The organism is Mesorhizobium amorphae CCNWGS0123 (assembly GCF_001686985.1).
Classification (GTDB): Bacteria; Pseudomonadota; Alphaproteobacteria; order Rhizobiales; family Rhizobiaceae; genus Mesorhizobium; species Mesorhizobium amorphae.
Window position 1 is genome coordinate 5006036 of sequence record NZ_CP015318.1, and the last position, 11698, is coordinate 5017733.

At 64.5% G+C, this 11698-nt stretch carries 12 protein-coding genes; 3 read left to right on the forward strand and 9 right to left on the reverse strand.

Annotated features, from left to right (window positions below):
* Positions 1–6: 6 nt before the first annotated feature.
* The 9 genes from A6B35_RS23625 to A6B35_RS23665 form a co-directional block, all read right to left on the reverse strand.
* The gene (locus A6B35_RS23625; protein ID WP_040582930.1) at positions 7–1095 is read right to left on the reverse strand and encodes a Gfo/Idh/MocA family protein; all 1089 of its coding nucleotides are present in this window, start codon (positions 1093–1095) and stop codon (positions 7–9) included.
* A 131-nt stretch (positions 1096–1226) separates the two neighbouring features.
* Positions 1227–2294 (reverse strand): ABC transporter ATP-binding protein, encoded by a 1068-nt coding sequence (locus A6B35_RS23630; RefSeq protein WP_006202779.1) that lies wholly within the window; start codon positions 2292–2294, stop codon positions 1227–1229.
* Positions 2294–3082 carry an ABC transporter permease gene (locus tag A6B35_RS23635; RefSeq protein WP_006202778.1) on the reverse strand — a complete coding sequence of 263 codons (789 nt, stop codon included), beginning with the start codon at positions 3080–3082 and terminating at the stop codon, positions 2294–2296. Before A6B35_RS23635 ends, A6B35_RS23630 begins: the two co-directional genes overlap by 1 nt.
* The gene (locus A6B35_RS23640; RefSeq protein ID WP_006202777.1) at positions 3082–3951 is read right to left on the reverse strand and encodes an ABC transporter permease; all 870 of its coding nucleotides are present in this window, start codon (positions 3949–3951) and stop codon (positions 3082–3084) included. The genes A6B35_RS23635 and A6B35_RS23640 overlap by 1 nt, the downstream gene beginning before the upstream one ends.
* A gap of 68 nt (positions 3952–4019) precedes the next feature.
* Positions 4020–5081 (reverse strand): ABC transporter substrate-binding protein, encoded by a 1062-nt coding sequence (locus tag A6B35_RS23645; protein ID WP_006202776.1) that lies wholly within the window; start codon positions 5079–5081, stop codon positions 4020–4022.
* Between the two features lie 40 nt (positions 5082–5121).
* On the reverse strand, positions 5122–6090 hold the full coding sequence (locus A6B35_RS23650) for a PfkB family carbohydrate kinase (protein ID WP_006202775.1): 969 nt from the start codon (positions 6088–6090) through the stop codon (positions 5122–5124).
* Positions 6087–7127 (reverse strand): ADP-ribosylglycohydrolase family protein, encoded by a 1041-nt coding sequence (locus tag A6B35_RS23655; protein ID WP_006202774.1) that lies wholly within the window; start codon positions 7125–7127, stop codon positions 6087–6089. The genes A6B35_RS23650 and A6B35_RS23655 overlap by 4 nt, the downstream gene beginning before the upstream one ends.
* Before the next feature lie 3 nt (positions 7128–7130).
* The gene (locus tag A6B35_RS23660; protein ID WP_006202773.1) at positions 7131–7856 is read right to left on the reverse strand and encodes a GntR family transcriptional regulator; all 726 of its coding nucleotides are present in this window, start codon (positions 7854–7856) and stop codon (positions 7131–7133) included.
* 86 nt (positions 7857–7942) lie between these two features.
* Positions 7943–8713 carry an IclR family transcriptional regulator domain-containing protein gene (locus tag A6B35_RS23665; protein ID WP_006202772.1) on the reverse strand — a complete coding sequence of 257 codons (771 nt, stop codon included), beginning with the start codon at positions 8711–8713 and terminating at the stop codon, positions 7943–7945.
* A gap of 119 nt (positions 8714–8832) precedes the next feature.
* Here A6B35_RS23665 and A6B35_RS23670 point away from each other — a divergent pair, with 119 nt between their 5' ends.
* Genes A6B35_RS23670 through pcaF form a run of 3 tightly spaced genes read left to right on the forward strand, consistent with a single transcriptional unit; the run spans position 8833 to position 11696 of the window.
* Complete coding sequence (locus A6B35_RS23670) at positions 8833–9690, forward strand: CoA transferase subunit A (RefSeq protein ID WP_006202771.1); 858 nt, start codon at positions 8833–8835, stop codon at positions 9688–9690.
* Complete coding sequence (locus tag A6B35_RS23675; protein WP_065518263.1) at positions 9687–10490, forward strand: CoA-transferase subunit beta; 804 nt, start codon at positions 9687–9689, stop codon at positions 10488–10490. Before A6B35_RS23670 ends, A6B35_RS23675 begins: the two co-directional genes overlap by 4 nt.
* Complete coding sequence (gene pcaF / locus A6B35_RS23680) at positions 10491–11696, forward strand: 3-oxoadipyl-CoA thiolase (RefSeq protein WP_006204665.1); 1206 nt, start codon at positions 10491–10493, stop codon at positions 11694–11696. It abuts the gene before it with no gap.
* Positions 11697–11698 lie beyond the last annotated feature (2 nt).

Genomic DNA, 11698 nt, shown 5'->3' on the forward strand with positions numbered 1-11698 from the left:
AGATGTTCAATCGGTCGATATCTCGGACAGCTTTACGGTGCGGCCGTCCGCCATAGAGCGGTAGCCGGCCTCGACCAGCGCCATGGTCTTGACGTTGTCGGCGACCGACAGCGCGGGCGGCGTGCCCGTCTTCACCGCATGCTGCAGCTGTTCCATGACGCCGATGAAGGCATGCGGGAACCACATCGTGTCCCAGCGGGGCGTCACCCATTCGCCGCCCGTCGTCTCTGTCGAGGCGTAGGTCAGCGTCGAGGCCACGCCCTTCGGCCAGCCGATCGTGCCCTTGGCCACGCCCTTGGTGCCGTCGACGCGCCAGTTGATGTGCTGGTCGTCGTGATAGCCCTCCTGGCGCGGACCGGACCAGACATCCTCCAGCGATACGGCGAGCACGCCTGAGGGAAACCGCAGCGTCGAAACCGTGATGCCGTCTGAGTGGTCGAACTTGGTGCGCGGGTCCTTGCGTGTCAGCGTGGTGATCTCCTGGGGGTCGCCGAACAGGAAGCGCAGCACGTCGAGGTGGTGCACGCTCATATTGGCCAATGTCAGCCGGTCGTAGTCGGCGAGGAAGGTCTGCCAGTGCGGGATCGCATGCATGTCGATCTGCGCGAAGACGATGTCGCCAAGCGCGCCATTGTCGATGATCTGCTTGAGCACGCGCATCGACTGGTCGTAGCGCATGTTCTGGTTGACCGAGAGGATCTTGCCGGACTTGGCCGCTTCGTCACGCAGCGTGATCGCTTCCTCGACCGAAAGCGCCAGGGGCTTCTGCGCCAGGATCGCCTTGATATGCTTTTGCTTCAGGGCGTGGCGGATCAGCGCCGGCTGCTGATCGGGCGGAAAGGCAAGATCAACGATCTCGACGCGGCTATCCTCGATCAGCTGCTCCGGCGTGTCGTGAACGGTCGCTATGGCCCAGCGGTCGGCGACCTTCTGGGCATTGGCCCTGGTGCGCGAAGCGATCGCGACGACCGGAAAGCCGGCTTGCTCGTAGGCAGTGAGATGGCATTCGGCCATGATCATGCCGGCGCCGATGCAGCCGATCCGGTATTCGCTGGTGCGAACCTTCACATCCGGTTCGAAACCCATGCTTGCCATCCACTCCTCCCGTCGAGGACTGGATATAACGCCATGGCCCCTGCATCAGCCAAGCCCGGCACCATCATTTCCCATCAGGACCGGAGAGTGCCAATTCCGACATCGGGCTGATCGGACACGCGACAATGCCGCTAGACTGCGGCGATCAGCACCGTGCTCTCCGGCGACCAGCGCAGCACCACGTCCTGGCCTTCGGCAAGCCGCTCGGCGCCGGTGTTCTGGATGATCACCTTGAGCGTCTGACCGTCACGGTCGACGAAATAGGTGCTGTTGCTGCCGGCGAAGATGCGCTTGGAAACCTGGCCATTGAGGACGTTGGCGCCGCCTGCGTCGGACCTTCCCGCGCCGGTCGAAATCTGGATGCGTTCCGGCCGCACGGCGCAGCTCGCCCTGGCGCCGGCGGTAAGCTTCGCGCCGGCGCCAGCGGCGATCGCTGTGCCGTCTGAAAGGCGAATACCATCGCCGGTCGCATCGCCGCGAAAAATGTTGGCGTCGCCGAGGAAGGTGGCGGCGAACTCGCTTTGCGGCCTGTCGTAGATCTCCTCGGGCGGCCCTTCCTGCACCAGCCGGCCGTCGCGCAAGATGCCGATGCGGTCGCTCATCGTCAGCGCTTCTTCCTGGTCGTGGGTGACGAAGATGGTGGTGATGCCAATCTCACGCTGGATGCGCTTCAACTCGATCTGCATGTCGACGCGCAGCGCCTTGTCGAGCGCGCCGAGCGGCTCGTCGAGCAGCAGCACACGCGGCTTGGTGACGATGGCGCGGGCAAGCGCGACGCGCTGGCGCTGGCCGCCGGAAAGCTGGTGCGGACGGCGCCCGCCGAGCTTGCTGAGTTGCACCAGGTCCAGCGCGCGCTGCACCTCCGTGGCGGTGGTGGCCTTCGGCTCGCCGCGCACCGAAAGGCCGAAGGCGACATTGTCGGCGACGCTCATATTGGGAAACAGCGCGTAGTTCTGGAACACCATGCCGATGCGCCGTTTCTCGACCGGCACCCGCTCGACGCTTTCTCCGCCGATGGCGATGCGGCCCGAGTCCGGAAAGTCGAACCCGGCGATCTGCCTGAGCAGCGTGGTCTTGCCGCTGCCCGACGGCCCGAGCAGTGCATAAAAACCGCCATCGGCGAAATCGATGGAGACGTCGTCCAGCGCCTTGTGCGCGCCGAAGCTGCGGGAGACGTTCGATACCTGGACACCGGCCATTATTTCTCTCCGCCGAATTTGAAGAACCGCGCCGTGAGCAGCATCAGCGCCATCGAGACGACGATGATGATCGTCGAGACCGCGTTGATCTCGGGCGTGAAACCCTTGCGGATCGCCGCGTAGATTTCGACCGGCAGCGTCGTCTGGCCCGGCGTCGACAGGAAGTAGGAGACGACGAACTGGTCGAACGACACTGCAAAGGCGAACAGGCCGCCGGCAATCACGCCCGGCATGATCCATGGCAGCGTCACGCGGCTGGTCACCTGCCATTGGTTGGCGCCGAGCGAGCGCGCCGCCTCTTCCAGTTCCGGCGCGAAGGTCTGTAGCCGCGCCGACACCACGACGATGACATAGGGCAGCGCCAGCGCCACATGGCCGAGCAGGATCGCAAACAGGCCGCGCCCGATGCCGACGCCGAAGAAGAAGATCAGCATCGCCGTGCCGGTGATCAGCCACGGAATGGCGATCGGCGGGAACAGCAGCGCCTGCAGGAATTTCTTGCCGCGGAAGTCGTAGCGATAGAGCGCCAGCGATGCCGCCGAGCCGAGCACCGTGCAGATGAGCGTGGTGATGACGGCGATCTCGATGCTGTTCCAGGTGGCCGCGATCAGCTGGTCGTTCTGCCATAGCGCGGCGTACCATTCCGTCGTCCATTCGAACGGCAGTTGATAGAAAGGCGAGACGTTGAACGACATCAGCGCCATGATGATGATCGGCAGATAGAGGAAGGCGAGCAGCAGCCAGATATAGAGGCGGCCGAGCCCTTCAAGGATGCGGGTCGTCGCCATCACGCAGCCCTCCGCAACACAGGCGAGGCGACCGCCAGGATGACCAGCACAACGGCCAGCAGGATGAAGGACAAGGCCGCGCCCAGCGGCCAGTTGAATACGGCGACGAACTGGTCTTCGATGACCGTGCCGTAGAACGTGCCGGTGCGGCCGCCAAGGATGCGCGGCTCCATGAACGAGCCGACGACCGGCACGAAGATCAGAGCCGCGCCCGCCACCAGTCCCGGCATCGACAGCGGGATGATGATCCGCTTCAGCACTTGCAGCCGCGTCGCGCCGAGCGAGCGCCCGGCCTCGATGAGCGAGTCGTCGATGGCCTGCAGCGTCAGATAGCAGGTCAGCACCATGTAGGGCACGTAGGAGTGCACCAGGCCGATGATGACGGCCGGGTAGGAATACATCAGGTCGATGTTGATCTTGAACGGCAGCACGGCGTTGAGCGCGGTGTCGAGGATGCCGCCTTCGCGCAGCACCATCGCCCAGGAGAAGATGCGCACCAGCCCGTTCGACCAGAACGGCAGGATGACGAGCAGGAAGATCGCCTCGCGGCTGCGGCCCTTCAGCACCTTGGCCAGCACGTAAGCGGCTGGGTAGCCGATGACGATGCACCACAGCGTCACCTCGAGACCGAGGCGCAGCGAAGCCAAGAGCAGCGTCAGGTAGAGGCTCTGCGAGAAGAAGGCGGCATAGTTGCCGAGCGTGAACGCCCACGGCTTTCCCGACAGCGACAGCTCGGTCATGAATGAGAAGAAGACCATGGCCGACAAAGGCAGGAAGATCGCCACCGTCAGCCAGAGATAGGCAGGCGCCAGCAGCGGCAAGGCCGATCTCAGCCCGCTGCGCGTCGCGGTCGCACCCTGTGCTGCCATGATGCCTCTCCTCCCCAGGATCGGAAGAACCAGCCGGCGAGGATCGCCGGCTGGTCCGGACGTCGGCTTTACTTCACGTCGACCTTGAGCTGCTGCCACAGCGCCAGATAGGCCTCGCGCTGCGCGTCGGTGATCGGCGCCTGGAACTGGATGCGCTTGGCCACCTCGGGATCACCCATGACCTTGCGGTTGAAGGCATCCTCGGGAAGCGCGGCAACTGCCTTGGTGTTGGCCGACACCGGCGCGCCGACCTTGGTGACCCATTCGACATAAAATGTCGGATCGATCATGTAGTTGATGAAGGCCTCGGCGCCCTCGACATTCTTGGAACCGACCGGGATGGAAAAGGCATCGAGCCAGGCGACAGCGCCCTCCTGCGGGATGACCAGCGAGACCGGCAGCTTGAAGTGGGTCTTGGCGCGATCGGCCGAGCCGCTCCAATAGGTGCCGATGTCGATCTGATTGGAGGCGACCATCTGGTTCCAGTCGTTCTCCGAACTCCAGAAGGTCTTGATCTGTGGCATCAGCGAGGTCAGCTTCGCCTTGACCGCTTCCATATCCTTGATGTCGTTGATGTTCTGTCCCGTGGCGATGGCGCCGAACTGGACAGCTTCGACGGCGTCGTCACGAATGACGACACGGCCCTTATGCGCGGCATCCCACATAACGGCGATGCTCGGCGGCGGCTTGTCGAAGGACTTTTCGTTGATGGCCAGAGCGGTCAGGCCCCACACCCACGGCACGCCGTAGACCTTGCCGTCATGGTCAAGCATCGGCGAGCCCGCCTTGTCCGGGCTGATGTCGGCATAGTTGGATAGCTTCGACACGTCGATCGGCTGGATCAGCTTTTCCGCCATCGCCTGGTCGTTGAAGGCAGCGTTGATCATGACGACGTCGTAGAGGCCGGGATTGGTCCGGAGCTTGGTCAGCATTTCCTGTTCGGAATTGAAGAAGTCGTTGACGACCTTGTTGCCGGTCGCCTTCTCGAAGGCGGCGATCGCCCACGGCTCGTCGGCGCCATAACCCTTCCAGTTGAGCACGTGCACTTCGGCCGCACTGGCGGCCAGCGTGAGCGCGGAGGTGAAGACGGCGGTCGCCGTCAGCAGGATAGTCAGTCTGGGTATGCGCATGTTCGTTCCTCTCATTGTTTGCCCGCTTGGCGGGGCTTGTTTAGGCCTCTTGCTTCCGGCCATGCACGGTCGACGATCGATCGTGATGGCTGAGGAATTCCTGGATCTCCTCGTCGTTCGGCGCCGACGATCCCCCGTGCCGGGTGACCGAGAGCGCCGCCGCCGCATTGGCGTAGCGTGCCGCTTCGAAAGCCGGCACGCCGCGCGACAGCGAGCTGACAAAGGCACCGATATGGGTGTCGCCGGCGCCATTGGTGTCGAGGGCGGCGACCTTGAAGCCGGGAACCGTCTTCGTGCTGCCGTCGGCCAGCCGCACGAAGCATCCCTTGGCGCCGGCGCGGATGACGACGCCTTCGGCCCTTGGGCAATGGCTGGAAAGCAGCCGGGCGGCGAGTGCTTCGACATCACCCAGACCAGCGATCTCGGCCGCCTCCGTCATGTTGCAGCTCAGCCAGGTGATGCGGGCAAGCACCCGGTCGAGAACGGTACGCGGAATGTCTGCGACGACCGGGGTCGGGTCAAAGACGAAGGGTATGTTTACAGGCAGCGCCTCGATCCAGTCGGCCAGCGCATTGCGGCTGCCGGGATAGCTCAGCGTATACCCGGACGCGAACACCCAATCCCCCAGCGCAACCCGGACTGGCGCCATCATCGCCAGGCTGAGCACGCTCTCGGCGCCGGGCCACGACACGAAGGTGCGTTCGGCGTCGCTGCTGATCATGGCGACGCAATTGCCGCTGTCCATCGCGGGTGATGCCGGCGTCAGCGTTTCGATGCTTTCGGCGGCGAAGGCGGCGCGCAGAAAGTCGCCATTCGGCCCGCTGCCGAGTTGGCCGCCGAAAACGACAGTCATGCCGGTGCGGCTGGCCGCGACCATCATGTTGAAACCGCCGCCCGCGACCTGGGCAAAGCTCGATGCGGTTTTCTCCGTGCCAGGCGCCGGCAAGGCGTCGATGCGGTAGACATAATCGACAACCGCGCTGCCGATATGGACGAGACGCCCGCTCATGCCGCCGCATCCTTGCCGGACTTCATCTTCGTTGCGCGCGCTGCGACAAGGTCGGAAGCCAGCGCACGAACCTGCCCGATGTCGATGCCGACGAGCCTGGAAATGCGTTCTTGCGGCAAACGGGAGAAGGCGGCGCAAGCGCCGGCCATGCCGGCGGCGATGGCGCCGATCGTGTCGGTGTCGCCTCCGAGATTGGCGCTGATGACGGCCGCCTGCCACGGATCGCCTGCGGCGACCTCGAGCACGGCGAAGGCCGCCGGAACCGATTCCTGGCTGGCGACGCCGGTGCCGACCAGATCGACGATCAGCCGGATGGCGTCCTTCACCGTTCTGCCGCGCACAAGCTCCTGCGCCCACACGATGCGCGCGGCGATGTCGCCGCCTGTCACCCAATGCCCAAGTGCGGCACCCTGCCCGGCAGCCGCGACGGCACTATCGGAAGCGGCGCGCCAGTCACTACCGGCAACGCCGCGGCTGACGGCGGCGGCGACAGCGGCGGCCGAGGCGATGGCGATCGAGGTGTTGTGCGTAGCCCGGCAGGTTTCGGCCACCTTGGCGACAAAAGCGTCGAGCGGCGCCAGCGGCATCATGATGCCAACCGGCGCGATGCGCATAGCCGCGCCATTGGTGTCGCCGCCCCGCCCGGCCTCTTCCGGCGGCACGCCATTGTTGATGGCATCGATGGCGCGCTTGGTCGATGGACCCAAAAGGTCATAGCTGCCGCGCGCCTTGACCTCGCGTTCCCAGTCGAGCAGCGCATTGACCCAGCGCGCATGGTCAAAGCGGTCGCCGGAATCGACCAGGATGCGGCCGAGCAACAGCGCCTGTTCGGTGTCGTCGGTGATGGTGCCCGCCAGCAAACCCTTCGACACCGGATGATCGGCGACGGGGGCAACAAAATCCTCGACATGGCCGTAGAGCGCTGCGATGCGAGCCGGCGACAAAAGCTGTGTCGGCATGCCGAGCGCATCTCCGAGCGCCCCGCCGACAAGCGCGCCCATGGCGCGATCGAGCATATCCTTGGCGGTGTCCGGCATCGCTCAGAATCTCATATGCAGCGCAAAATGCGCCGGGTTGAGCAGACTGGTGACATATTCGATCGGCCGGTCGTCGGCCGCCCGCGTCAGCCTGCGACCGCGCAGGAAGGGCGTGCCTTGCGGGCAACCGAGAATGGCCGCATCCTCGGCATTCAGCATTTCGATGCCGACCCATTCCTCGCCATGGTCGGGAATGAGACCGGCGCCGCGCAGGGTCTGGTGCAGCGAACCCTCGCGCAGGCCACGCAGCGGCACGTCCTCCAGCTCGGGCGACAGCGGCAGGCGGCTGCGTTCGATCGAAATCGCATGGCCGTCGCTGGCGTTGGTGCGCACCCGGTCGACAGCGATGAAGAAGGGGCTCTCAATGCCGAGCAGCGCCGCAAGGTCGGCGTCCTCGATCACCTCCAGCCGCAGCGTCCGCGTCTCGGCATTGGCGCCGGCATTGGCAAGCGCCCGCGACCAGCCGATCGCATCGTCGACCGGCTTGCCGTCGAAAGTGACGAACGAGCCGATGCCGACCTTGGTGGTGATCAGCCCGCGGCTGGACAGCTCCTCGAGGCCTTTGCGGACGGTGTTGCGGCTGACGGAAAAGCGCTGGACGAGCTCGTTCTCGCTCTGCAGGCGATCACCGAAACCGAGCACGCCGGAGCGGATTTCATGCTCGAGAACGGTGGCGATCTGCTCAGGCTTGCCCGTGCCGGGAGACAGTTGAACCGCGCGCCGCTTCATATGGGTACCTGTTCAGTAAACCTGTATAATCCTGTTCAATATTGGATTTTGACCACCTCGTCAATCGCTAACGATTCGCGTGTTCGTCAGACGAAGAAGAACTCCTCGATGCGCTGTTTCGCACGAAGCAGCGCAGGCAGGATCTCGCGCTCCATCGCCTCGACGGAGAAACGGGCCGACTGGGTCGAGACATTGATCGCTGCCACAGTTTTCCCGGTGCGGTCGCAGATCGGCACGGCGATCGAGCGCAGGCCGAGCTCCAGTTCCTCATCGACGATGGCGAAGTCATCCGCCCTTGCAGCGTCGATCGCTTTGCCCAGCGCGGCACGATTGGTGATCGTCTTCGGCGTCCGCCGCTCGATCTTTGCTTCGGCAAGGAAGGACTTCAGTTCGTCCGTGCCCAGCCCGGAAAGCAGCACGCGCCCCATCGAGGTGCAATATGCCGGCAGCCTTGTACCGACATCGAGCGACACACTGAGTATGCGGCGGCCGGGAATGCGGGCGACATAGACCACATCCTCGCCCGACAGCACCGCCGCGTTGCAGGCCTCGTCGAACTGCCCCGCCACCTCGCGCATGATGGGTGCCGCGAAGGTCCACAGCGACGCGCCGCCGAGCCAGGTGCGGGCGACGGTCAGCAGGCGCGGCGACAGCGAGAACAGCCGGCCGGACTGCGTCGCATAGCCGGTCGCGGTTAGCGTCAGCAGGAAACGGCGAGCACCGGCGCGGGTCAGCCCCGCCTCCTCCGCCATCTCGGTCAGCGTCATGCCGGCGGGATGCCGGGCCAGGATTTCCATCACCGCAAGCCCGCGTTCGAGCGAGCCGACATGGTCACGCGAAACGCCTTGTTCGTCCATGTGGCCTCCGCAAACACTGCCGCGCCGGGATTGACTCGATGCGGCCATCCGACATAAAAGTATCTCATAGCAAACATATGTTCGAAATACGAACTTTTTCGAAGTCCGGAGTTGCCGCGATGGTGAAGTTCCTGCCCCTCAAAGAGGCCGTGACCGAGAATCTGCATGATGGCGACACGGTCGCCTTCGAGGGTTTCACCCATCTGATCCCGACGGCGGCTGCGCATGAGGCGATCCGCCAGGGATTTCGCGACCTGACGCTGATCCGCATGACCCCCGACCTGATCTATGACCAGATGATCGGCATGGGCATGGCGAGGAAGATCATCTTCTCCTATGTCGGCAATCCCGGTGTCGGCCTGCTCAGGCGCGCCCGTGACGCCATCGAGAACGGCTTTCCCAGGTCGATCGAGATTGAAGAGCATAGCCATGCCGGCATGGCCAACGCCTATGAAGCAGGTGCGGCCGGCCTGCCCTGCGCAGTGTTCCGCGGCTATCGCGGCGCCGGCTTGGCGTCGGTCAACCCGAACATCCGCTCGGTCACTTGTCCCTTCACCGGCGAGGTGCTTGCCGCCGTTCCGGCCATTCGGCCCGACGTCAGCTTCATCCATGCGCAGAAGGCCGACAGTAAAGGCAATGTGCTGGTCGAAGGCATCATCGGCATCCAGAAGGAAGCCGTGCTCGCCGCAAAGCGCGCGGTCGTGACGGTGGAGGAAGTGGTCGACAGTTTCGACGATCTCCATCCCAACCTGACCGTGCTGCCAAGTTGGACGATCAGCGCCATCTCGGTCGTGCCCGGCGGCTCGCATCCCTCCTATGCGCATGGCTACTATGTGCGTGACAACGCCGCCTATCTCGAATGGGACGAGATCGCCGCCGACCGTGACCGCTTTCAGGCCTGGATGCAGGCAAACGTCATCGAAAGCACGGCCGGCGATTTCGCTGCGCGCGTCGAACATCTGAGGCCTGCGGCATGAGCGAGGACCAAAAACTGGGCTTCACCCCCAACGAGATGATGACAATCGCAGCCAGCCGTGCGCTGAAGAACGACGACGTCTGCTTCGTCGGCATCGGCGCGCCGTCTGCCGCCTGCAACGTTGCGCGGCTGACGCATGCGCCCGACATCACCCTGATCTATGAGAGCGGCACCATCGGCACCGCGCCCGACGTGCTGCCGCTGTCGATCGGTGACGGTGAACTCTGCGAAACGGCGGTCACCACCGTCGCGGTGCCGGAGATGTTCCGCTACTGGCTGCAGGGCGGCCGCATCTCGATCGGCTTCCTCGGTGCGGCCCAGCTCGACAAATTCGGCAACATCAATACCACCGTCATCGGTGACTATGCGCACCCGAAGACCCGACTTCCCGGCGGCGGCGGTGCGCCGGAGATCGCCACCTCGTCGAAGGAAATCTACATCACCATGGCGCAGACCAAGCGCGGCATGGTCGAGAAGATCGACTTCTTCACCTCCTTCGGCCATGGCGAAGGCGGCGATCACCGCAAGCGTCTGGGCATCGACACGGCAGGCCCGACATTGCTGATCACCGACCTTGCCATCTGGAAGCCGGATCCCGTCACCAAGGAGTTCACGGTTGTATCCTTGCATCCCGGTGTCAGCCGCGAACAGGTGCAGGCGACCTGTGGCTGGGTCGTAACATTCGCCGAGGCTCTTGACGAAACGCCGCCGCCAACGGAACTCGAACTGAAGACGTTGCGCAATCTGCAGGCCCGCACCAAAGCCGCGCATGAGGGAACCGCGAAAGAGAAAGCTGCATAGATGGCCGAGGCCTTTATCTGCGACTACATCCGCACGCCGATCGGCCGCTTCGGCGGCGCGCTGTCCTCGGTGCGATCAGATGATCTCGGCGCCATCCCGCTGAAGGCGCTGGTCGAGCGCAATTCCGGTATCGACTGGCAGGCGATCGACGACGTCGTTTATGGCTGCGCCAATCAGGCTGGCGAGGACAACCGCAATGTCGCGCGCATGGCGCTGCTGCTCGCCGGCCTGCCCAAGGACATTCCCGGCTCGACCGTCAACCGTCTTTGCGGCTCGGGCATGGATGCCGTCACCATCGCCGCGCGCGCCATCAAGGCCGGTGAAGCGGAACTGATGATCGCCGGCGGTGTCGAATCGATGAGCCGCGCGCCCTTCGTCATGCCCAAGGCCGAAACCGCCTTTTCGCGCCACGCCGAGATCCATGACACCACTATCGGCTGGCGCTTCGTCAACCCGCTGATGAAGAAGCAATACGGCGTCGATTCGATGCCGGAGACCGGCGAGAACGTCGCCGAGGATTTTTCCGTCTCGCGGGCCGACCAGGATGCTTTTGCCGTGCGCAGCCAGGACAAGGCCGTCGCCGCACAAGCCAATGGCCGGCTGGCGAAGGAGATCACGCCGGTGACGATCCCGCAGCGCAAGGGCGATGCGGTGATCGTATCGAAGGACGAGCATCCCCGCGCCGGCACCACGGTCGAGGCGCTGGCGAAGTTGCCAACTCCGTTCAGGCAAGGCGGCACGGTGACCGCCGGCAACGCGTCCGGCGTCAATGACGGCGCGGCGGCCCTCATAATCGCTTCGGAAGCGGCTGCGAAGAAATACGGCCTGACGCCGATCGCCCGCATTCTCGGCGGTGCCGCCACCGGCGTCGCACCGCGCATCATGGGCATCGGCCCTGCCCCGGCAACGCAGAAACTCTGCGCAAGGCTCGGCCTGAAGCCAGAGCGATTCGACGTCGTGGAACTCAACGAAGCCTTTGCCTCCCAGGGCATCGCAGTGCTCCGCCAACTTGGCATTGCCGAGGACGCGGAGCACGTCAATCCGAATGGCGGCGCTATCGCGCTCGGCCATCCGCTCGGCATGTCCGGCGCCCGCATCACCGGCACCGCGGCGATCGAGCTTCGCGAACGCGGCGGCCGTTATGCTTTGGCCACCATGTGCATCGGCGTCGGCCAGGGCATTGCGATCGCGCTGGAACGGGTGTGACG